Origin of the sequence: Streptomyces sp. NPDC051041 (genome assembly GCF_044456065.1) — a bacterium.
Classification (GTDB): Bacteria; Actinomycetota; Actinomycetes; order Streptomycetales; family Streptomycetaceae; genus Streptomyces; species Streptomyces glaucus.
The window spans coordinates 50,207-71,839 of the sequence record NZ_JBITFM010000001.1; the positions used below are offsets into that span (position 1 = coordinate 50,207).

Consider the following 21,633-nt stretch of genomic DNA (forward strand, 5'->3'; position numbering starts at 1 on the left):
TCCGAGAGGACTTTTGACCATGGCCCGCCCCTACGACTCCATCCGCGCCGCCGCCGCACGTCCCGTTTCCCGGGACGCCTCGGTGGTCGAGCGGTACCGCGCACTGCCCTTTCCCGAGGAATGGACCGGGGCGCTGCTGGCCCTGTGCAACGCGGGCCGTGACAAGCCGCTGGAGACGGTGCCCACGTTCCGTATGGACCAGGTCGTGCAGGCGCTCGCCCCCGACGTCCTGGTGCGGCCCCGCCCCAACCGCCACCGCGGGGAGGGCCGGGACTTCTGGCTGTACGCCCCCGAGGACGTGCCCGATCCGCTGCCCGACGCGGCGCTCAGGGGGCTCCTCGGTGCCTGGCTGAAGGACCTGCGGCCGGAGCCCGAGTTCCGTTCGCTGCTGTCCGAGACCCGCTCGGCACTGTTGGAGAGCCCGCCTCGGTGGCAGGAGGGCGTACCCGTGGAACTGCTGCGCCACGAGCGGCCCACCGACGGTGACACGGCCGCTCCGGAGCCCCGCCAGTTCCAGCTGTCCACCGACTGGCTGGCCCGGCGGATCCTCGCTCTGGAGCCCTATGAGTTCGCGGGCGGCCGACTGCGTTTCCGGGCCATGCCGCGCGGGCCGATGGACAGGGGTGCCGAACTCGTTTCACAGGCACTGGAGTTCGAGGGGAGTCGGGGTCCTGAGTGGTACTCCGTCGTCCTGAACATCACGCTGCAGACGGTGCCCTTCGACCCGCTGCCCCGCTTCCACGTGCACAGCCACATCCGCCGGTACGCGACCCGGGTGAGCGTCAGGACGGGACGGCTGTACCTGCCGTTCGGCCGCCGCACCACGGTGCTGCTGCGTCCGCGGGTGCCGTGGCTGCCCGGGGCACCGGCGAGCGACCGGTTCGCGGTGGCGCGGCTCGCCTGGAGTGGGGGCGGGTACGACTGGGTCGGCGGCGGGCCCGCCGGGATGCTGCGGAGCATGTCCCTTACCGAGTCGTTCCCGGACGCCGACGCCATCCTCACCGACCCGGCGGGCTGGCTGGCGGACGACATGCGTGCGGCGGTCCTGTACAGCACGGCCATGGGCACGCACGAGGTCGGAGCCGGCCTGATGACGGACCAGCGCTCGAAGATCGTGGAGTGGGCCCTGCAGGCCCTTCCGGAGCAGCTGGAGCCGGTGCCCGCGCTGGTCCGCACCCGACTGTCGGGCAGCACGCCCGGTAACCCCCGCCAGGAGCCCTCCAAGGAACCGGCGAAGACCGAGGAGGAGCGCAGGCGCGCGGAGGCCCGGCGGCGCGGTGCGGCGTTCGTGCTGCGCCACCTGCTCCAGGACCTCGCCCCGGGGGAGCTTCTTACCTTGGAGGCGTGCTTGCTCTGGCAGACCCCGGTGATGCGGGACACCGCCATCGACGCGCTCGTCGCGCACCTGGATTTGAAGGGCGACGGCGGCGCGCCGGCGACCGAGGAAGCCTACGACGGCACGGTGGTCCTGGAGTGGCAGACCCCCGAACTCACCGTGCGCCTGCGCTGCCGCAGGCTGTCCCGTTCCCTCGGCCAGGACCTCGCCCTGCCGGAGGGCAACCGGCACTCGCGGGCCGCGGTGACCGCCGCGATCCGCGACCGCCGCCGGGAGATGACGGCCTTCCTCACCGAGGAGGGTGTCTCCTCGCCCGCGCCCACGCTCGCCCTGGTGGAGATCGACCGGGCGAAGGACTTCTCGTCCCCCGACCACGACGCGAAGTTCGCGCTGCGGCTGGGCTGCGCGGACGCCGGCGTCCTCACCCAGTTCATGGCCGTGCCGAAGAAGGCCAAAGGCTACAACAGCGAGAAGAACAAGGAGTTCCGCGCGGCGAAGGCCTGGGACGACGGACTGCGCCAGCTGGGTGTGCGGGTCCACCCCGAGCACAGCCTCGGCGATCGTCTGCCCGTCGGCATGCGGTACGCGGCGGTGTGGATGGTGCGCAAGAACCGGCGCAGCCGCACCCGGTGGGCGGGGCATGTGCCCGTGGCCGTGCTGGTCACGCCGGATCCGTCCGGTGAAGGACTGGCCCGGGTGGAGGGCTGGGACGACGAGGCGCGTGCCTGGGTGCCGTACCCGGTGATGCTGCTGAAGCTGACCAGGCAGTGCGAGGTTCCGAAGGACGTCATCCCCGTGCCGCGCGACGGCGAGGCCGTCGGAGCCGTCCGGCCGTCCTGGTGGGCGGACATGGCCGAGCAGCGGCGGGCGACCGAGGAGTGGCTCCAGCGGGTGCGCCGCACGCTGCGCGGCACGCCGACCGTACTGCTGGCCCACGGGCAGAACATGCGCTCGCACTGGACGTGGCTCCAGGACGGCACCGTGGTGGCGGACAAGTTCCGCGACGGCCACGCCCCCGCGCGCCGGCTGGACCCGGACCTGCGGCTGGTACGGGTGCGCACGGCACGCAACCGGGAGACGGCCCAGTGGTGGGGCGTGAACCCGGACGGCCCCAACGGCCTGGCCGCCCACCTGTGGACGGACCCGACCGCGGACCCCGACAAGGCCCGCGTCTTCTGGTCCACGACGCCCAAGGCCCGCACCTTCAAGCTGTCGGTCGCCGCCGACAAGCTGGCGCCCCGCGTCAACACCAAGGGAAAGACGACCATCGACACGGACAAGGCCGCCTGGAACCCCGGGCTGGTGGAGATCGCCGTTCTGGGGTGCCACCCCGGCGACGGCGATGTCCCGGAAGCGCTCGCGCTCGCCGTGCACCAGCTCCGGCAGGCCCCCGACCTGCCGGACGCGCTGAGCCTGCCGCTGCCCCTGCACCTCGCGGGGCTCGCGCAGGAGTACGTACTGCCGACCCGGAACGAGGACGCCGGGGAGGAGGGCGGCTCCGTCGACTCCGCCTCCGACGCCGACCCGGACATGGGGGCGGCCCCGGGCATCGAGTCGGCTCCCGAACCGGAGGAGGCGGAGTGGGAGCAGCTTGCTCTGGTGATCCCGGCGCAGCCCACCTCTGGGGAAGAGTTCGAGGAGACCGAGCTGCGCTGAGGCCCGCTGTCATGCCCCGTCCACCCCTGACCCACTGGTGGACGGGGCACGCTTCCAGGGGCACGGCGCAGGAAAGGGCGAGACAGCGGCCTCGCATCGCAGGCGGGTTTCGGACCAGTCGCCTGTTGCCTGCGCCCAACTGGGCCAGGAAGGTGTTCCCGGTCCGGCTGACTTACTCTCCGCTCATTGTTGAAGGGCGGCCCCATGCCGGGTCGGATGGCGGACCACATACGGGAACTACAGCGCCGAGGGGTTCTGGTGCGATGGCAGGGCACTCCCTGACGCCGTCCGCACCAACGCTTCGTCGACGTCATCACCGTCGAATCAACGCCATCTACATGGCCGATTGACAGTTACTCCACTCTGACGGCCGGGGCATGCCCAACAATGTGGGCCTCCAGTCCCACAAGATGCAGGAGGTCACAGATGGTCGCTGTCGCTCTCGTACACAGCACTGCGCTGATGATGGAGCGGCTCCCCGAGAAACCCCCGAAGTGGCTGACCCGAGGCGAGCGAACCTTCGCGTACCCGCATAAAGACTGGAGAAAGCCGCGCGTGTGGTGTCTCGCTTTCTTCACGAACGGCCACGAACGCTACGGGCAGCGCAAAATCATCGGAGTGGGCAGCGTCTTCCCCGGCAGACGGTCGGGCACCTACGAGCGGTCTCTGATCACGCGTGACTTCACGGCACTCCAGTGGCCCCTGCCGCTCGTCGATCTCGAGGGCGCTATGGGAGCCGGCCGGAGATTTCTCCGCGACGACGGCCGTATGTCCCCTGCCGCCGGCGACAATCTGCTCAACGGTGTCCGGCAGCTGCGGCCGGAACTGAACATGACGCTGGACGATCTGCAGAACAGTCTCGGAGCCAATCCTCCGACAGGGGATGTGGGGGAACGGCTGAGCCTCGAGAAGGACGCTGTGGGCACCCTCCTCGAGGCATTCGGTGCGGACCGCGATCCTCTCGAAGCGTGGCAGCCGCCGCACGGTGGGAACGACCCCCATCCCCGATCCGTCCCCTTCCTCGAAGGGTTGCCCGACCTCCGGCAGATCGAGGACCAGCAGATCGTTCATGACTACATGCGCTTTCCCGGCATGCAGGGAGACGACGCCGTACAGGTCGGCTGGCGGATCTACCGCCGCAACTCCGAGTCTCCTCACCGGTTGTTCGTGTACAACGCCAACCGCACGCATGCCGAGACCGTCATGGGCGTCGACATGATCTACGTGAACGAGCACACGCACAGCGTGGCCATGGTCCAGTACAAGCGCATGCGTCAGAGCGGACGCAGCTGGGTCTACTGGCACGACAGCACCGGTGAGCGGGAGCTGAAGCGGATGGAGGCCGTGGACGAGGAGTGCAGAGCCGAGGACGAACGGGTTCGGACGGGTCACCAGGGCTTCAGGGCACTGGGGGATCCACGCCTGGTCACCACGCCGAGCATGGTCAAGCTGTGTCGGACCGTCCCCTTCATGATGAACTCGGCCGCCCTCGTCCCCGGCATGTACCTCACCCGGGAGCACTTCTGGGAGCTGCTCCAGCGCCCCGAGTCCGGTGGGCCGTCCGGTGGGACACGCATCGTCGAAGAGTCAGTTCCCCGGTATCTGAACAACACCACCTTCACCACGTTGCTCAGGGACGGCTGGATCGGCACGCGCGGCACCAGCTGGGATTACGTCATCGACCTGATACGCGAGAGTCTGTCCGTCGGAGGGCCGGGCTCCGTCGTCGTCGGGATGCACCGGAGCGAGGTTCCGCCCGGCAATCGCCGAGTCAACTGACGCGCACCGCTCCAAGCGGGTGGCGGATCACTCCGACCGTGCCCATGAATGCACGGGTGTGCATCCCGCGCCGCAGCCGGTCAGTAAGGTGAAAGTGTTTTCTTGAGGGGCTGGCCGGAGGGGGCGCTGATGGCGACGCTGGGGATGCACCGGGACTTCCTGCTGGAGTTCGCGGCGCTGGAGAAATCCGTCCAGAAGCGCGTCTTCGAGGTGTTCGAGAAGTTCGCGGCGGCCACGCACGCAGGACTGCACCTGGAGAAGCTGACGCACCAGAGGGACCCGCGCCTGCGGACCATCCGCATCACCGACTTCTGGCGAGGCGTCGTCCTCAAGGCCGAGACCGGCGGCAGTTATCTGCTGCTGAAGGTCCTCCCCCACGACAAGGCCAACGACTGGGCCGCCAAGCACCGTGCGTCGGTGAACGAGGCGACGCAGGGCATCGAGATACGCAACGACGTGGCCCTGGAGCGAGCCACGGCCGGGCTGCGGGCGCTGGTCGCCGAGGAGCCGTCCCGTCTGTTTCCCGCTTCCAAGTACCCGGACAAGATGCTGCGCAGCCTCGGCGTGGACGAGGAGATCCTGCCGATCATCCGGCTGATCCCGGACGAGGATCATCTGGAGGCGTTGCACAAGGTGCTCCCGGAGCATCAGTACGACGTGCTGCTGGGGCTCGCGACCGGCATGACGCCGGAAGCGATCGACCGGGAGCTGGTGCAGGCGTACGCCCGGACCGCCGCGCAGACTCCCGCGGCCGACGACGCTGATGAGCTGGGAGCCGCGATGGCCCGTTCCCGCGGCCGGGTCGCTCTCGTGTCGGGCCCCGTGGAACTGCAGGGGATCCTGGAGCGCCCGTTCGACGCCTGGCGGGTCTTTCTGCACCCGAGCCAGTACCGCGTCGCTTATCACGAGGGCTACGCCGGGCCGGCCCGCGTCACCGGCGGACCCGGCACCGGGAAGACCGTGGTCGCCCTGCACCGGGCGTACTACCTGGCGCGGCGGCTGCCCGCCGACGCCCCCGACGGGTGCGTCCTGCTCACCACATACACCAAGGACCTCGCCGCAGAACTGGAACGCTGCCTGGCGCTGCTGGTCGAGGAGAAGGACGTCCGGGCGAGGATACGGGTGGTCAACGTCGACGCCCTGGCCAATGAGATCGTACGGGCGGAGCGTGGCGGCGCCCCACTGAAGCTGGTCTTCGACCAGAAGGAGATCACCGCCCGCTGGGCTCGGATCGCGCGGCGGCTGGGGATCGACTTCACCGACGTCTTCCTCGACCAGGAGTGGCGTCAAGTCATCCTGGCTCAGGCGCTGACGGAACCGGAGGAGTACCTGAAGGCGCCGCGCACCGGTCGTGGCACCGCGCTCCCGCCGCTGAAACGGCTTCAGGTGTGGCGGGCGGTCTCCGCCTTCGAGGAGCAGCTGCGCCAGGCGGGAGAGTGGACGTTCCTACAGGTGTGCGCGGAGGCGGCACGTATCCTGGACGGCCGGGGGGAGAGGCCGTACCGCCATGTCGTGATAGACGAGGCACAGGATCTGCACCCCGCACAGTGGCGATTCCTGCGGGCCCTGGTAGCCACCGGCCAGGATGATCTCTTCCTTGCCGGCGACACCCACCAGCGGATCTACGGGAACCGGGTTTCGCTGCGCTCACTTGGCATCCCGGTCGTCGGGCGCTCGCACCGGCTGCGGATCAGCTACCGCACCACGCAGGAGATCCTGGCCTGGTCTTCCTCACTGCTGACCGGTGAGGAACCCGACGACATGGACGGCGGCAACGAGACACTGGCCGGGTACCGCTCCACGATGCACGGTGAGCGGCCGGAGACGGTCGGGTACGCCACCAAGTCCGAGGAAATCGAGGCACTGGTCGCCCGGGTGCGGGACTGGACCGGCGCGGGAGTGGACGCGGAGGACATCGGGGTGGCGGTGCGCTTCATCCAGCTGGGACGGGACATCGCGCAGGCCTTGGAACGAGCCGGCATCGCGGCATGTGTGCTCGGCGCCGGTCGCGGCGGCCCCGGTGTGCGGATCGGGACCATGCACCGGATGAAGGGGCTGGAGTTCCGCTGCGTCGCCGTGGCAGGCGTCAATGACGGCACCGTGCCGATGAAATCGGCCGTCACCGCCGTCGACGTCGACGCCCAGCAGCACCAGGAGGACCTGAACAGCGAGCTGAGCCTGCTGTTCGTGGCGTGTACGAGGGCTCGGGAGGCACTGCGGGTGTCCTGGCACGGTGTGCCGAGCCCGTTCCTGGCACCGGTCACCGCGTCGCGCCCGTAGCGCCGCGTCCCGCACGCATGGCGTGCGGGACTCTGCTCGACGCATGTGGGGCCCGAAGTTCCTATGCCCCCACACTTCACCTGGCGTTATCAGAGGGTGTCGGGGTTCCCGCCCACCATGCGGCGGGCCTCCGCGAGCGCGGCTGTGTGCGCGAACCACTCCAGCACTCCGCAGATTTCCTCACTGTGCTCGGCGAAGACCTCCAACGGAAAGGACGGGCGCAGGTCCAGTTTGGCCTCGGCCAAGTAGATGCCCTGGATCTCGTTCAGCCGGGTCATCAGCTCCCGCCGCAGCGGCTCGTCGTCGAACGGGGGACGCCGCTTCAGATACTGGAAGACGACCTCAACCGTGCCCGAGATCGGATAGAGCGCCAGTGGCCACAGTGCTCGGGAACCGGGAGCACTGCCGAAACGCGCCGTGGGGAAGCAACTGGTCTCGCTCGCCCGCCCGTAGGCGAGATGACCGCCCTGTCGCTCCCAGAAACGCAGGACGTTCAGGACACCGTCGACGGTTTCCTTGGTCTGATTGTCCCGCAGCTGCTTTTCGAACCGGCCGGCCGCCGACTGCTGCTCGTCGTCGGCCTGCGGTGACGGCTCGACGTCCTCGGCGATGTCCTTGCCCAGCAGGGCTGCCAGGTCGGCGGTGGTCAATCGGTGGGATCGGCGCGCCCGGCCCGCCTCGTCGAAGGGGACGCCCTCCGCCTCCAGGCGGGTCCGTACGTCTCCCGACTCCTGGCCGTCCGACAAGCCCGCCGACACGCGGCCGTCCGCCGTCAGCACCCGGTAGGCGCCGTGCACATTCGCCCTGGACGCCAGGTGCTGGCCGACCGGGACGGCGTGGGTGCCGATGAGCGCCGCGACATCGCCGTACGTCGTCCATGTTCCGGCCGGCATGGCGAGGAGCGCGGCCCGCAGCTCCTTCCAGCCGGACCACTCGTCGTCCACGGGGACGGTGCCCGCTACGGGGCCAGGCCACAGCCGGACCGCCCGGTCGGCGAGGTCGGCGGCACGGTCGAGGATCTCCGCCTTCCCCCACCGCTCCCGCCCGGCGATCTCCTGGTTCATGCGCAGAGCACTGAAGTCCAGGATTTCCTGCTTACGACGAAAGGGATGATTCGACAGCTTTGCGTTGTCCGCGGAAAGGGTCAGGTTACCCAGTGTGTGGACCAGGCCGGCGTGAAGTTCCTCCGGGCTCTGTCCGTCCTCGGTTTCCTCTGCGAGCAGGTCCAGCCACTGCTGAGCGGGGCTCTGCGGCAGCACGTGCTCGACGGTCAGCCGCGCCTTGGCAAAGTCGACCGGTTCGCTCGCTCCGTAGCTCTCCTCCAGCCTGCGCAATACCTGAAATCGCTGATTGCTGCGGCCCGCCTTGTAGAAGGGCCGGGTACGGATCGCCTCGCGGACGGCGTCGTCGTCGGGCCAGACGCGGGCGCCCGTCTGGCTCTTGGACAGGAAGCGACGTACGGCCTCGGCCGGATCGTCGTCCTTCTCGATCTCCTTGGGCATCTCCATGAACACCCGATTGCTACCCGTGGTGGAATACCCGGTGAAGAGACGCCGCACCATGTAGCTCTCGGCATACACCAGCGCCTGGGCAGCCTGGTGGGGTGTGGCCTGGCCGTCGTCCACCCGGTCGAGCAAATGGAGCGCCAGTGGGTAGTGGGTCTGGCCGCCCCAGCGGGAGAGCCTTTCCAGCACTTCACGAAGTTCCGGATCGGGCTCCCTCTCGGGTTCCAGGATCCTCATCAGGCGTTCCGCCCTGCGAGCCAGGGAGGCGATCTCGGCTTCCAGAGCCGCCTCGTCGGAGCTCACGGGCTCCAGGCGCTTCTTCTGATCCCGGTAGATCTCGCTCTGCTTGGCGCGACTGTTGCCGGCCACCACCAGATCGAGCCAGACGAGGAGTTCGAGGTTGGCGGGGCCCAGCCGTTCCTGCATCGGCAGCCAGAGGCTGCGGTAGACGGCCTCGCCGCGAGTCGGCAGACACATGAAGAGGTAGTTGCGCAGCAAGTCGCTCTGGCTGAGCCCAACACCGGTGTTGTTGATCGACTCGAAGATCCGGTAGACGTTGTCACCCTCCGCCGCGGTGATCTCCACGATCGACAGCAGACCACTGAGTACGGTCTCCACCGCGTCCGTCCACGCCTCACCGTCGTTCTCCTCGCCTTCGGTGAGGGCACCCAGGAAGAACCGGTAGGCAGCCCCCACGTTGCCGGGGCCCCCAGCCCTGGGTGAGCTCTCGACGCAGGCGGTGAAAGCATCGCGGTCCGCCTGCGTCGGCAGAAGGCGGTAGTGGTCGTCGCCGCTTCGGTACTTGTTGACGAGCACGAGGTCATGGATGCGCTCGGCCTTCCGCTCCGCGCCGCGTTCCCGGTGGTGGTCACGCAAGGCAGCGAAGGCGAGCATGAGGGTGGTGAGCCGCTGCTGGCCGTCGACGACGAGCCATCGTTGAATGCCGCCCGCGCTGATCCGGCCGGGTGCCAGCACTACGGAGCCCAGGAAGTGCGCCGCAGGAGTCCGGCCCTCCAAATGCTCCTCGACCAGCTCCAGCACGTCATCCCAGAGCTGCTGCAGCTCGTCCCGCTGCCAACTGTACGTACGTTGGTAAAGCGGTACCTGGAACTGCTTCTCGCCCTGGATGAGTTCGCTGAAAGTCGTTTCCTGAGCGTGCACGCGAGACTACTCCCCCAAGGTGGTCGGACTAGATCGTCATCCTGCCACCATGGATGCAGCCACGCATCCGGTTCGGCATCCTTTCCTGCTCTGTCTCCCCGCCCCCTTGCTGCCAGCGTGTAATAGCACGCGGCCGCCCACGTACGCTGCCATGGGTCCTCAATCCATTAGGCAGCACCCCTCTCCTCAGGAAAGGGGTCTCGTCAAGGTGACACGCCCTTCAGCGGCAACACGGTCGCGCTTGTAACCGCTGAAACGGGCATTTCCCAGGCCATCGCGCACAAGCGGGTTCACCGCTGGCGGACGCAGGGCGAGGCAGGCCTGTACGACCGGCCCAGCCTCCCACGCACGACTCCGCCCCCGCACGCTCACGCCACTCCAGCGGATACATTCTGGAAACAGCCATGGTCTGGGTTCCTCTTATGAGGACCATCCAGCTCGTTGTCGCCCTCAGCCGCATCCTGGGAGAACCTCACCTCCACCGACGCGGACACCGCCAACAGCCGCACAGCCTCCTGCGCGTCCGGCGACCACGTCCGTGCACCCCCCATGGGGTCACTCACGCACAGTCAACGAGCTTGAACTCAAGGCGTTTCGGATCAATAGGACAGCCATAAGACCGCGAACAGCAGAAAGGTAAAGGCAGACGAGTCGGGCTGTACGCCGGGTTCTGTTCCGGCGGGTCCTCGCGGGCCCGCCGGCGACGGCCATCCATCTAGGGCCGGCGTTGCCGCCGGCCTCGTGCGGTCTACCCGCGGACTCGGGCGGGCAGCCCTCGAACGTCCGCGCAGAAGCACCGGGGTGCTTCCTCTTGACCTTGCTCCGGGTGGGGTTTACCTAGCTGCCCAGGTCACCCTGGGCACTGGTGGTCTCTTACACCACCGTTTCACCCTTACCGGGAGCCGTACGGATACGGTTCCCGGCGGTTTGCTTTCTGTGGCACTGTCCCGCGGGTCACCCCGGGTGGCTGTTGGCCACCACCCTGCCCTGTGGAGCCCGGACGTTCCTCGGGGAACCCCGCCAGGGGTTCCACGCGGCCGTCCGCCCGGCTCGTCTGCCGTGCCGACCATGGTACCGGGCGCGGGCACGGCTTCGGTCCGCCGGTCGTGGCCGGCGCCGGACCGGTGGGGCCGGGGCGGGGGCCGCGGGGGTTCCGGCCGGCGGTGGCCCGTCCGGGAAGGGCGCGCCGGACCGGGGCATCGGCCGATCCCTGTCCGTGGGAGCGGCAGCGCCTCCCCCGGCCGCGGGAGCGGCAGCGCTTCCCCGGCCGCGGCGCGTCCGTGCTCCCTTGACCCTGCCGCGACGTCAACGTCTTCACTGGTCCCATGCGGATCGGAGAACTCGCCGCGGCCGTCGGCGTCACCACGCGGACCGTGCGGCACTACCACCACCTCGGCCTGCTGCCCGAGCCGGAGCGGCGGGCCAACGGCTACCGGCACTACACGCTCCGGCACGCCGTCGTGCTCGCCCGCGTCCGGCGCCTCACCGAGCTGGGGCTGGGGCTGGCCGAGGTGCGGGACGTGCTCGCGGACGACGCCGGGAAGGACCTGCTGGAGGTGCTCACCGAGCTGGACGAGGACCTCGCGCGGCAGGAGGCGGCCCTCCGCGAGCGGCGGGCGCGGCTGCGGGCGCTGCTGGAGGCGGAGGGCGGGCCGCCCGCCGAGGGGCCGGTCTCCCCCGAGCTGGCCGCGCTGTTCGCCGAGACGGCGCATCTGTCGGACTCGCCGATGGCCGTGAAGGACCGGGAGATCCTCGCGCTCCTGGACACCGCGGCGCCCGCGCGGGCCCGGGAGCGGATGGCGTCCCTGCTGACCGAGGCCCTGCACACCCCGGGCGGGCAGGAGCGGGCCCGCGCGGCCTACGCGCTGCTCGACGCGCTCGCCGACGCCGGGCCGGACGACCCGCGCGTGGCGGAGGCGGCCCGGGCGCTGGCCGACTGCGTCCCGCGCGGCGTGCTTCCGGAGGTGGCCGTCGACCCCGACGACGGCTTCCTGCGCGCGTTCTACGCCGACTTCGCCCCGGCCCAGGCGGAGGCCGTGCGCCGCGCGATACGGATCCTGACCGAGGAGAGGGAGAGGGAGGGGGAGGGGGGATGAGAGGGGTGCGCGCGCTGGTGCGGCACGAGCTGCGGCTGCTGGCGAGCCTCGCGCTGTGGGCGGCGCGGCGCACGCACGGCGCCGGGGGCGGGCGGGCCTTCGGGTACGCGCGCGGGCAGGGCGCGACGACGGCCGGGCTCGCGTTCGTGTGCGTGGTCGAGACGCTGGGGATGTCGGTACTGCTGCGCGACCGGCCGGCCGTGCACGCGGTGGTCCTCGTCCTGGACGTGTACACCGTCGTCTTCGTGATCGCCCTGCACGCGGCGTCCGTGGTCCGTCCCCACGTGCTCGGCCCCGGCTCGCTGCGGGTCCGCCTGGCCGCCCACGTCGACCTGCGCGTCCCGCTGGAGCGGATCGCGTCCGTCCGCCGTGAGCTGCGGACCACGCACGAGCAGGCCGACGGGGTGCTCGACCTCGCCGTGGGCTCCCGGACCTCCGTCACGCTCGTGCTCGCCGAGCCCGTCACCCACGTCACCTTCTTCGGCCGCCGCCGGGAGGTGCGCGTGCTGCGCCTGCACGCGGACGACGCCGACGGCCTCGTCCGCGCGCTGACGCGGGAGCGGGACCCGGCCTCCTAGGTCAGCGCCGTACGCTGTCGGGAAGCTCGACCGAAGGAGTTCCCCCGTGCTCGTCCTGCTGCCGCCCTCCGAAGGCAAGGCACCCTCCGGCGCCGGCGCCCCGCTGGACCTGGCGGCGCTGTCGCTGCCGGGGCTCACCCCCGCCCGCGAGGCCGTGCTGGCCGAGCTGGCCGAGCTGTGCGCCGCGGACGAGGACAAGGCGCGCGAGGTGCTCGGGCTGAGCGAGGGGCTGCGGGGCGAGGTCGCCAAGAACGCCGGGCTGCGCACCGCCGGGGCGCGCCCCGCCGGGGAGATCTACACCGGCGTGCTGTACGACGCCCTGGACCTGGCCTCCCTCGATCCGGCCGCCAAGGAGCGCGCCGCCTGTTCGCTGCTGGTGTTCTCGGGGCTGTGGGGCGCGGTCCGGATCACCGACCGGATCCCCTCCTACCGCTGCTCGATGGGCGTGAAGCTGCCCGGTCTCGGGGCGCTGGGCGCGTACTGGCGGGCGCCGATGGCGTCCGTGCTGCCCGCGGCGGCCGGGGACGGGCTGGTCCTGGACCTGCGGTCGGCGGCGTACGCGGCGGCCTGGAAGCCGAAGGGGCAGGTCGCGGAGCGGACGGCGACCGTGCGGGTGCTGCACGCGCCGACCCGGAAGGTGGTCAGCCACTTCAACAAGGCGACGAAGGGGCGGATCGTGCGCGCTCTGCTGACCGCCGGGGCGGCGCCGGAGGATCCCGCCGGGCTGGTGGAGGCGCTGCGCGGCCTCGGGTACGCGGTGGAGGCGCAGGCGCCCGGCAGGGCCGGGCGGCCGTGGACGCTGGACGTGCTCGTGACGGAGGTCCACTGACCGGCGACCATCGTTGCAACATGCGCAACGTGCGTTGCGCGGGTTGAAGAAACGCGGGCAGGATGACGGCATGTCCTCCTCCCTGCCCGGCTCCGTGCTGGATCTCGTGCCCGTCGTGCCCGTCGCCGTCGTCGAGGACGCCGCCGACGCCGTACCGCTGGCGCGGGCGCTGGTGGCCGGGGGGCTGCCGGTGATCGAGGTGACGTTGCGGACCCCGGCGGCGCCCGACGCGATCCGGGCGATCGCCGAGGAGGTGCCGGAGGCGGTGGTCGGGGCCGGGACGGTGCTCACCCCCGCGCAGGTGACCGGGGCCGTGGCCGCGGGGGCGCGCTTCCTGGTCAGCCCCGGCTGGACGGAGGCGCTGCTGGCGGCGATGCGGGAGCCGGGGGTGCCGTTCCTGCCGGGGGTGTCGACCGCGTCGGAGGTGGTGGCGCTGCTGGAGCGCGGGGTGCGGGAGATGAAGTTCTTCCCGGCCCGGGCCGCGGGCGGCACGGCCTATCTGGCCTCGCTGGCCGGCCCGCTGCCCGAGGCCCGCTTCTGCCCGACCGGGGGCATCGGGCCGGACTCGGCGCCGGAGTACCTGGCGCTGCCCAACGTCGGCTGCGTGGGCGGCAGCTGGATGCTGCCGAAGGAGGCCGTGGCCGCGCGGGACTGGGGGCGCGTGACGGCGCTGGCCCGCGCGGCGGCGGGGCTCAGCGCAGGTGCGAGGTGTCGTTGAACAGGCGGACGCTGGCGTTGCCGTCGGCGTAGTAGGCGATCGCCGACAGCGAGGCGGCCGACAGCTCCATGCGGAACAGGGCCTTCGGCGGGGCGTCCAGGGCGAGGCGTACGAACGTCTTGATCGGCGTGACATGGGAGACGAGCAGGACCGTGCGGCCCGCGTGGGCGGCGGTCAGCTTGTCGCGGGTGACGGCGATGCGGGCCGCGACGGCGGTGAAGCTCTCGCCGCCGCCGGTGGGTTCGGCCTCCGGGTCGGCCAGCCAGGCCTCCAGGTCGTCCGGGTAGCGTTCGCGCACCTCGGCGAAGGTCAGGCCCTCCCAGGCGCCGAAGTCGGTCTCACGCAGCCCGTCGTCGACGGTCACCTCCAGGCCGAGGCGGGCGGCGACGATGCCGGCGGTCTCCCGGGTGCGGGCGAGCGGCGAGGAGACGATCGCCTGGATCGTGCCGCGCCGGGCCAGCGCCGCCGCGACCCTCTCGGCCTGCTCGCGCCCGGCGTCCGACAGCGACGGGTCGGTGCCGCCGCTGCCGGAGAACCGCTTCTGCGGCGTCAGCGGCGTCTCCCCGTGCCGCAGCAGCACGAACGTGGCCGGCGCCCCCATGTCCGGCGGCCCCCAGCCGGGCGAGGCGACGGCACGGGCGGCCCGGGCGTCGCCCTCGGCCTTCGCGGCGGCCCCGCCGGTCCCGGCGGTGCTCCCCCCGGCCTTCGCGGCGGCCCCGGCGAGAGCCCCCTCGGCGTGCGCGCCCGAGAGCTCGGGGGCGTTCGTGCCCGACGGCTCGGGAACCGCGGCGGAGGGCGGGGGCGACCACCGTTCGCCCCGGCCGCCCGCGTCCATCGCCTCGTTGGCCAGCCGGTCGGCGTGCTTGTTCCGGTCGCGCGGGATCCACTCGTACGTCACCCGGCCCGGCGGGAACACCCGCCCCGCCTCGGCCGCCAGCGGCTTCAGGTCGGGGTGCTTGATCTTCCAGCGGCCCGACATCTGCTCCACGACGAGCTTGGAGTCCATCCGGACGCGGACGCCCGCCTCCGGGTCCAGGCCGTGCGCGGCGCGCAGGCCGGCCAGCAGGCCCCGGTACTCGGCGACGTTGTTCGTGGCGACGCCGAGGTACTCGGCCGTCTCGGCGAGGGTCTCGCCCGTCGCCGCGTCGCGCACCACGGCCCCGTACCCGGCGGGCCCGGGGTTGCCCCGCGACCCGCCGTCGGCCTCGACGATGAACTCCCGCACGCCCGGCGTCCCCTACAGCCCGGACTCCGCCGTGCGCACCAGGATGCGGCGGCAGTTCTCGCAGCGCACGACCGTGTCCGGGGCGGCCGAGCGGATCTCGCTCAGCTCGGTGATGGCGAGCTCCTGGCGGCAGCCCTGGCAGGTGCGGGCGTACAGCTTCGCGGCGCCGATGCCGCCCTGCTGCTCGCGCAGCCTGTCGTACAGCTTGAGCAGGTCGGCGGGGATGGCGCCCGCGATGACCTCGCGCTCCTTCGTCACCGACGCGGCCTCGCCGTCGATCTCCTCGAAGGCGGCGTCCCGGCGCGCGGTGGCGTCGTCGATCTTCGACTGGACGGAGGCGACCCGCTCGGTCAGCTCGGCGACCCGCTCCTGCGCGGACTCGCGGCGCTCCATCACCTCCAGGACGATGTCCTCCAGGTCGCCCTGGCGCTTGGCGAGGGAGGCGATCTCGCGCTGGAGGTTCTCCAGGTCCTTCGGCGAGCTGACGGCGCCGGAGTCCAGGCGCTGCTGGTCGCGGGCGGCGCGGCGGCGCACTTGGTCGACGTCCTGCTCGGCCTTGGTCTGCTCGCGGGCGCAGTCGCCCTCCTCGGTCTGCGCGGCGACCAGCAGGTCGCGCAGCTGGGTGAGGTCCTTGGTCAGCGACTCGATCTCGGCGTGCTCGGGCAGCGACCTCCGCTTGTACGCGAGCTGCTGCAGGCGGACGTCGAGCGCCTGGACGTCGAGGAGTCGGATCTGGTCGGCGGGCGCGGCGTTCAGTTGGGGGCTCCAGGTGACGGGAAGTGACTGGTCCAGGGGTCGGTGACCGTCTTGGAGACGTGGACGCGAAGGTCCCATCCCTTCCGGTCGGAGATTTCGTCGAGCTGGCTCGCGGCCAGCTCGCACCAGGGCCACTCGGTGGCCCAGTGCGCCGCGTCGAGCAGCGCCGGGGGGCGGTGGGCGCGGTCCGCCGTGAACTCGGACGCCGGGTGGTGGCGCAGGTCCGCGGTGAGGAAGGCGTCGACGCCGGCCGCCCGTACGTGGTCGAAGAGGCTGTCGCCGGAGCCGCCGCTGACGGCGACCGTCCGCACCGGCGCCTCGGGGTCGCCGGCGACCCGGAGGCCCTGCGCGGTGGCCGGCAGCCGCGCGGCGGCGCGGGCGGCGAACTCGCGGAGGGTCAGCGGGCGGTCCAGTTCGCAGACGCGGCCCAGGCCCCGGCGGCCGGCGGGGTCGGTGGGGTCCGGGACGAGGGGGCCCGTGATCCGCAGGTCGAGGGCGCCGGCCAGCGCGTCGGACACGCCGGGGTCGGCGGTGTCGGCGTTGGTGTGGGCGACGTGCAGGGCGATGTCGTTCTTGATCAGCGTGTGGACGACCCGGCCCTTGAAGTGGGTCGCCGCGACCGTCGTCGTCCCGCGCAGGTACAGCGGGTGATGGGTGACGAGCAGGCCGGCGCCCAGCTTCACCGCCTCGTCGGCGACCTCCTGGACGGGGTCGACGGCGAACAGGACGCGGGAGACCTCCTGGCCGGGGTCGCCCACGACGGTGCCGACCGCGTCCCAGGACTCGGCCCGCTCGGCGGGCCACAGGTTCTCCAGCGCGGCGATGACTTCAGACAGACGGGGCACGGGAGCAAGGCTACCCGCCTGTTCTGCGCCGTCGCACCGCCGCCGCCGTCCCGGTCCCGCGCAGCACAGCACCCCCCGTGTCCTCAGGCGAATCGTTCCTGGGCCACCCGTATGTGTGAAGCGGCCGCCGCTTCGAACCCCCGCGCGCGCGGACGAAACCTAGCGTCGTCACCGGAGGTGACCGAACGATGACGGCGTGTGCCCTCGAATCTTCGGCTGACCACGAGGACGACAGAACGCAGCGGGCGGGCTGCACCCTCACCGCGGACGGCGCCTACGCCGCACGCCTCGCCCGCGCCGGCGGCTGCTGGTACCCGGAGCGCTGGACGCTCGACGGCCCCGAGCCGTACGCGGTGCCGCTGCCCGGCAACCAGCCCGAGGAACCCGACACGGAAGTGCACCCGATGGCGGACGGCCGGGTCCTGATCCACCGGCCGGTGGCCGGACGGCACGCCTTCTCCCTGCTGTACCCGACCGGCCCCGGCACCGGCGAGCTGCCGCTCGGCGCGGTCGCGTGCCCGGACGACGGCACCCGGCTGCGGCTGCTGCCCCCGGCCCCGGGCGGCGAGCGGGCGTACGCCCTCGCCGCCGGCCCGCGCGCGGCGGTGGTGTGGCTGGTGGCGGGCGGCGCCTTCGGGCCCGAGCGGCTCGCCGAGGTGCCGGGCCGCTGCTCGGGCGGGGTGTGGCTGGACGCCGCGGGGCGGCTGCTGGCCCTGGACCGGGAGATCGGCGGCCGGACCAAGACGGTGGTGGTGGACCTGGAGCGCGGCGAGGTGTCGCCCCTGCTCCAGATCGCCGCGGACAGCGACGACCGGCTGCTGCTGGCCGACCCGGACAGCGGGCTGCTGCTGATCCGCTCGGACGCGCCCTCGCCCGGGCGGAGCCGGCTGGGCTGGGGCGTGCTCGGCAGCGCGCTGCCGGTGCGCTTCCCGGAGTGCCTGCGGCTGCCGCAGTACACCGTCACGCCGTTCGCGATCCAGCCCGGCCAGGTACTGACGCCGGAGAGCTGCGCGGTGGCGCTGCGCGTCGACGGGGCGCTCGGCAGCTGGGTCGGCGTGTGGCGGCCGGCCGAGCGGCGGGTGCACCATCTCCCGCCGCCCGAGGGGTGGTTGACCGGCGCCGGGCTGTGGACCAGGGACGGGGTGCTGCGCCTGCCGTACGCCACGGCGCAGGTGCCGTGCGGCGTGGCCCGGTTGAAGCCGCCGCCGGCGCCGCCCCCGGCGCGGGCGGCGACGGCGCCGCCCCCGGCCCCCGCCGCTCCCCCGGCTCCCGCCCCGTCCCCGCCTCCGCCGCCTCCGGAGCCGGACGCGGCGGCGGGACCGGGCGTGCCGGCGGGACCGGGCGCCCCCGCGGAACGGGGCGCACCGGCGGAACGGAGGACTCCGGAGCCGGACGCCGCGCTGCGTCCCGTTCCCCTGCAACAGGCCCCGTTGGGGCGGCTTGTAACGAAGTAGTGCCGGTTGGCGTGGCCGCCTGGATTCGGCCCGAGGTGTGCCGGTTAGACTCGCCCGGCTGTAAGAAAGATCATATTGACGGGGTGAATTCTTTCCGATGAGTGACGCCAGCACGAACCAGCCGCAGCAGGCCGACGGTGCCGACGTTCAGCGGATCGCCGCCGGCCGCGGCCGGCACCGCGGTCCGGTCTCCACGCAGGACCGCGAGACGGCACCGCGCGGCCGCCACCGCAAGCCGGCCGAGGGCACGGCGGCCTGACGGCCGGCCGACGGCGAACGGCCCCGCCCGTCCTGCGACGGGCGGGGCCGTTCGCTGTCGGCGCCCGGGCGCGGGCGCGTTCGGGCGCGTTCCCGGGGATGCGCCGGGATGCTTTCACGAGTGCTCCCGGAGGCGTCCCCGGGGAAGCCCCGGAAGCGTTCCCCGAGGTGCTCCCGAAGGCCTCCCCGAGGTGCTCCCGGGGGCGTTCTCAGCGGTGTTCGACGACGGTGTCGGCGAGCACGGGCGCGTCCCCCCGCTCGACGGCGCCCACGGCCACCCGTACGACGCCGCTCCCCTGCCGCCACATGCGGATGCGCAGGGTCTCCCCCGGGTACACCACCCCCGCGAACCGGGTCTCGTACGCCCGCACCCGTTCCACCTCGCCGTCGAGCAGCACGTCCACGACCGCCTTCAGCGTCATGCCGTAGGTGCACAGCCCGTGCAGGATCGGCCGGTCGAAGCCGGCGCGCCGGGCGAAGCCGGGGTCGGCGTGCAGCGGGTTCCGGTCACCCGAGAGCCGGTACAGCAGCGCCTGGTCCTCCCGCACGGCCCGCTCGACGACCCGGTCCGGCTCCCCCGACGGCGGACCGGGCCGCACCGACGGCCCCCGCGGCCCTCCCCATCCGCCCTCGCCCCGTACGTGGACCCGCGCGTCGTCGGTCCACAGCGGCCCGGCGGCGTCGGCGGCGTCGGTGCGCAGGACGAGGACGGCCGCCGTGCCCTTGTCGTACACGGCGGTGACGCGGGAGGTGACGGTCGCCGTGCCCCGGGCCGGGAGCGGCCGGTGCAGCCGCAGGCTCTGCCCGGCGTGCAGGACGCGGGCCAGGTCGACGTCGACGCCGGGCACGGACAGCGCGCCGATCACGCCGGGCGGGCCGCCGCCCGCGACGGTGGCGAAGCTCGGCAGGACGTGCAGCCGGGACTCCAGGGTGTAGCGCAGTTCGCCGGGGTCGGCGGCGGGGACGCCGGCGCCGATGCCGAGGTGGTAGAGCTGGACGTCCTTGTGGTCCCAGGCGATCGTGCCGGAACGGGGCCCGGCGGCCAGGGCCTCGGCTGCGTCGAGGGGCATGGGACTCCAGACGTTTCCGACGGTCCGTCAGTTCATCGGCGCGGAGTGCCGGTTCGCCCGGACTCCCGTTCCCGCGGGTGATCGTACGGTCCGGGGCGGCGCTCCGGAGGGGGCGACCGCCAAGAGAAGGTCAAGAAATCGTTAGCGGTCCGAAGCATCGGAATAGTTGCCCGTGCATACGTGGTTCGGTCTGCATGTATCCCGGGGTCCTTCCCTGCACGGCTCCCCGACCGACACGCACCAGCCCACACGGCCCGGAGGCCTCACTCGATGACCCATACGACGCACGACCGGCCCACCCCAGGAGCGAGCGGCCCCGTCGTCCCGGTGCTCGCCTTCGCGGGCATCGTTGTCGCGGTGATGCAGACCCTGCTCGTCCCGGTCGTCAAGGACCTGCCGCGCCTGCTGGACACCACCCCCGGCGACGCGACCTGGGTCCTGACCTCGACGCTGCTCTCGGGCGCCGTGGCCACCCCGATCATGGGCCGCCTCGGCGACCTGTACGGCAAGCGGCGCATGCTGATCGCCAGCCTCGCCGTGATGGTGGCCGGCGCGCTGCTCAGCGCGCTCAGCAGCACCCTGCTCCCCATGATCGCCGGCCGTACGCTGCAGGGCTTCGCGATGGGCGCCGTCCCGCTCGGCATCGGCCTGATGCGCGATCTGCTGCCCCGCGAGCGGCTCGGCTCGGCGATGGCGCTGATGAGCTCCTCGATCGGCGTCGGCGGCGGCCTCGCCCTGCCCGCCGCGGCCCTGGTGGCGCAGCACGCCGACTGGCACGCCCTGTTCTACGGCGCCGCCGGCCTCGGCGTCCTCTCCATCGTCCTCACCCTGCTCGCCGTACCGGAGTCCCCGCTGCGCGCGAAGGGCTCCTTCGACCTGCCGGGCGCGCTCGGCCTGGCCGCGGGCCTGGTCCTGCTCCTGCTCCCGGTGACCAAGGGCGGCGAGTGGGGCTGGTCGTCGGCCACCACGCTCGGCCTCTTCGCCGCGGCCGTCGCCGTGCTCCTCCTGTGGGGCGTGCTGGAGCTGCGCTCCGCCGCGCCCCTGGTCGACCTGCGCACCACGGCCCGCCGCGAGGTCCTGCTCACCAACCTCGCGTCGATCATGGTCGGGGTCAGCTTCTACGTCGTCTCCCTGGTCCTGCCCCAGCTGCTCCAGCTGCCCACCGCCACCGGCTACGGCCTCGGCCAGTCGATGGTCGTCGCCGGCCTGTGCGTGGCCCCGCTGGGCCTGACGATGATGTTCACGGCGCCGGTGTACGCGAGGCTGTCCACCCGCTACGGCCCCAAGACCACCCTGGTCGTCGGGCTGCTGGTCATCGGCGTCGGGTACGGCGGCGGCCTCGGCCTGATGGACGCCGCCTGGCAGACGGTGGTCACCTCGGTGCTGCTCGGCGCCGGGATCGGCCTCGCCTACTCCTCCCTGCCCGCGCTGATCGTCGGCGCGGTCCCGGCCTCGGAGACGGGCGCCGCCAACGGGCTCAACACCCTGATGCGGTCCATCGGCACGTCGGTGTCGAGCGCGGTGATCGGCATGGTCCTGGCCGGCACGGCGGACACCGTGGACGGCGTCGCGGTGCCGACCATGCACGGCTTCCGCGTCTCCTTCCTGATCGCGACCGCCGCGGTCGCCGTCGGCCTGGTCCTGGCCCTGTTCCTGCCCGGCCGGCCCCCGGCGGCGGAGCACCGGCTGCGCGCGAGCAGCGAGGAGGACGCGAACCTGGCGCGCGCCGCCGAGGCGCTGCGCGGCTTCCACGGCCGGGTCCTGGCCGCGGACGGGACGCCCGTGGCCCGCGCCCGGGTCACCCTGATCGACCGCCACGGCCGCCGGGCGGGTACGGCCCTCTCCGCGGAGGACGGCCGCTACGCCCTCGCCGTGCCCTCCGGGGGCGCCTACGTCCTGGCCGTCCGGGCCCCCGGCCACGGCCCGCTCGCCGACTCGGCCACCCACACCGGCGACGACCGGCCGGTGGAGGTGGACCTGTCGCTGCCCGGGGAGACGGTCCCGGCCTGAGCACCGCCCGGGATCCGGGCGCACCCCCGGTCGGACCGCCGGCCGGGGGTGCGGCAGCATGGAGCGTCCACAGCGAC

15 protein-coding genes and 1 other RNA gene are annotated in these 21,633 nt (G+C 72.4%); 10 read left to right on the plus strand and 6 right to left on the minus strand.

All coding sequences use genetic code 11. From position 1 onward, the window contains the following. The first annotated feature begins 19 nt into the window (after positions 1-19). The 3 genes from ACIBAI_RS00240 (at position 20) to ACIBAI_RS00250 (ending at position 7,051) form a co-directional block, all read left to right on the plus strand. A complete protein-coding gene (locus tag ACIBAI_RS00240; protein ID WP_399030144.1) occupies positions 20-2,992 on the plus strand; it encodes a pPIWI_RE module domain-containing protein in 2,973 nt (990 codons plus the stop codon). 426 nt (positions 2,993-3,418) lie between these two features. Further along, positions 3,419-4,771, plus strand: a complete 1,353-nt coding sequence (locus ACIBAI_RS00245) for a hypothetical protein (RefSeq protein ID WP_399030145.1) — start codon at positions 3,419-3,421, stop codon at positions 4,769-4,771. A gap of 102 nt (positions 4,772-4,873) precedes the next feature. Continuing rightward, on the plus strand, positions 4,874-7,051 hold the full coding sequence (locus tag ACIBAI_RS00250) for a UvrD-helicase domain-containing protein (RefSeq protein WP_399030147.1): 2,178 nt from the start codon (positions 4,874-4,876) through the stop codon (positions 7,049-7,051). Positions 7,052-7,140: 89 nt separating this feature from the next. On the opposite strand, the gene ACIBAI_RS00255 is transcribed toward ACIBAI_RS00250, so the two are convergent. Then, entirely contained in the window at positions 7,141-9,717 is a 2,577-nt protein-coding gene (locus ACIBAI_RS00255) for a DUF262 domain-containing protein (protein WP_399030148.1), read from the minus strand. 643 nt (positions 9,718-10,360) lie between these two features. Beyond that, positions 10,361-10,770, minus strand: an RNA gene (rnpB, locus tag ACIBAI_RS00260) — RNase P RNA component class A. Positions 10,771-11,042: 272 nt separating this feature from the next. Between rnpB and ACIBAI_RS00265 the strand changes: the two genes are divergently transcribed. From ACIBAI_RS00265 to eda, 4 genes are all read left to right on the plus strand, one after another. Further along, the gene (locus ACIBAI_RS00265) at positions 11,043-11,813 is read left to right on the plus strand and encodes a MerR family transcriptional regulator (RefSeq protein ID WP_399030149.1); all 771 of its coding nucleotides are present in this window, start codon (positions 11,043-11,045) and stop codon (positions 11,811-11,813) included. After that, complete coding sequence (locus ACIBAI_RS00270) at positions 11,810-12,391, plus strand: hypothetical protein (protein ID WP_399030150.1); 582 nt, start codon at positions 11,810-11,812, stop codon at positions 12,389-12,391. Before ACIBAI_RS00265 ends, ACIBAI_RS00270 begins: the two co-directional genes overlap by 4 nt. Positions 12,392-12,437: 46 nt before the next feature. After that, positions 12,438-13,220, plus strand: a complete 783-nt coding sequence (gene yaaA / locus ACIBAI_RS00275) for a peroxide stress protein YaaA (protein WP_399030151.1) — start codon at positions 12,438-12,440, stop codon at positions 13,218-13,220. 70 nt (positions 13,221-13,290) lie between these two features. After that, the gene (gene eda / locus ACIBAI_RS00280; RefSeq protein ID WP_399030152.1) at positions 13,291-13,938 is read left to right on the plus strand and encodes a bifunctional 4-hydroxy-2-oxoglutarate aldolase/2-dehydro-3-deoxy-phosphogluconate aldolase; all 648 of its coding nucleotides are present in this window, start codon (positions 13,291-13,293) and stop codon (positions 13,936-13,938) included. On the opposite strand, the gene ACIBAI_RS00285 is transcribed toward eda, so the two are convergent. The 3 genes from ACIBAI_RS00285 to ACIBAI_RS00295 are packed head-to-tail and all read right to left on the minus strand — an operon-like array spanning position 13,913 to position 16,764. Then, a complete protein-coding gene (locus tag ACIBAI_RS00285; RefSeq protein WP_399030153.1) occupies positions 13,913-15,163 on the minus strand; it encodes a bifunctional RNase H/acid phosphatase in 1,251 nt (416 codons plus the stop codon). The genes eda and ACIBAI_RS00285 overlap by 26 nt on opposite strands. A gap of 12 nt (positions 15,164-15,175) precedes the next feature. Next, positions 15,176-15,919, minus strand: coding sequence for a zinc ribbon domain-containing protein (locus ACIBAI_RS00290; RefSeq protein ID WP_399030708.1), 744 nt, complete (start codon positions 15,917-15,919; stop codon positions 15,176-15,178). After that, positions 15,916-16,764: a Nif3-like dinuclear metal center hexameric protein gene (locus ACIBAI_RS00295; protein WP_399030154.1), complete on the minus strand. Its 849-nt coding sequence runs from the start codon at positions 16,762-16,764 to the stop codon at positions 15,916-15,918. Before ACIBAI_RS00295 ends, ACIBAI_RS00290 begins: the two co-directional genes overlap by 4 nt. 188 nt (positions 16,765-16,952) lie before the next feature. Between ACIBAI_RS00295 and ACIBAI_RS00300 the strand changes: the two genes are divergently transcribed. After that, a complete protein-coding gene (locus ACIBAI_RS00300) occupies positions 16,953-18,218 on the plus strand; it encodes a hypothetical protein (RefSeq protein ID WP_399030156.1) in 1,266 nt (421 codons plus the stop codon). Positions 18,219-18,315: 97 nt separating this feature from the next. After that, complete coding sequence (locus ACIBAI_RS00305; RefSeq protein WP_399030157.1) at positions 18,316-18,477, plus strand: hypothetical protein; 162 nt, start codon at positions 18,316-18,318, stop codon at positions 18,475-18,477. 208 nt (positions 18,478-18,685) lie between these two features. On the opposite strand, the gene ACIBAI_RS00310 is transcribed toward ACIBAI_RS00305, so the two are convergent. Continuing rightward, a complete protein-coding gene (locus ACIBAI_RS00310) occupies positions 18,686-19,546 on the minus strand; it encodes a MaoC/PaaZ C-terminal domain-containing protein (protein ID WP_399030158.1) in 861 nt (286 codons plus the stop codon). A gap of 270 nt (positions 19,547-19,816) precedes the next feature. Here ACIBAI_RS00310 and ACIBAI_RS00315 point away from each other — a divergent pair, with 270 nt between their 5' ends. Further along, positions 19,817-21,556, plus strand: coding sequence for an MFS transporter (locus ACIBAI_RS00315; RefSeq protein ID WP_399030159.1), 1,740 nt, complete (start codon positions 19,817-19,819; stop codon positions 21,554-21,556). The last annotated feature ends 77 nt before the right edge of the window (positions 21,557-21,633 follow it).

Excerpts from the sequence above, each read along its gene's own strand:
- ACIBAI_RS00300 (WP_399030156.1), top strand. The coding sequence starts at position 16,953 with ATGACGGCGTGTGCCCTCGAATCTTCGGCTGACCACGAGGACGACAGA.
- eda (WP_399030152.1), top strand. The coding sequence starts at position 13,291 with ATGTCCTCCTCCCTGCCCGGCTCCGTGCTGGATCTCGTGCCCGTCGTG.
- ACIBAI_RS00305 (WP_399030157.1), top strand. The coding sequence starts at position 18,316 with ATGAGTGACGCCAGCACGAACCAGCCGCAGCAGGCCGACGGTGCCGAC.
- ACIBAI_RS00315 (WP_399030159.1), top strand. The coding sequence starts at position 19,817 with ATGACCCATACGACGCACGACCGGCCCACCCCAGGAGCGAGCGGCCCC.
- ACIBAI_RS00270 (WP_399030150.1), top strand. The coding sequence starts at position 11,810 with ATGAGAGGGGTGCGCGCGCTGGTGCGGCACGAGCTGCGGCTGCTGGCG.
- ACIBAI_RS00245 (WP_399030145.1), top strand. The coding sequence starts at position 3,419 with ATGGTCGCTGTCGCTCTCGTACACAGCACTGCGCTGATGATGGAGCGG.
- ACIBAI_RS00310 (WP_399030158.1), bottom strand. The coding sequence starts at position 19,546 with ATGCCCCTCGACGCAGCCGAGGCCCTGGCCGCCGGGCCCCGTTCCGGC.
- ACIBAI_RS00240 (WP_399030144.1), top strand. The coding sequence starts at position 20 with ATGGCCCGCCCCTACGACTCCATCCGCGCCGCCGCCGCACGTCCCGTT.
- ACIBAI_RS00265 (WP_399030149.1), top strand. The coding sequence starts at position 11,043 with ATGCGGATCGGAGAACTCGCCGCGGCCGTCGGCGTCACCACGCGGACC.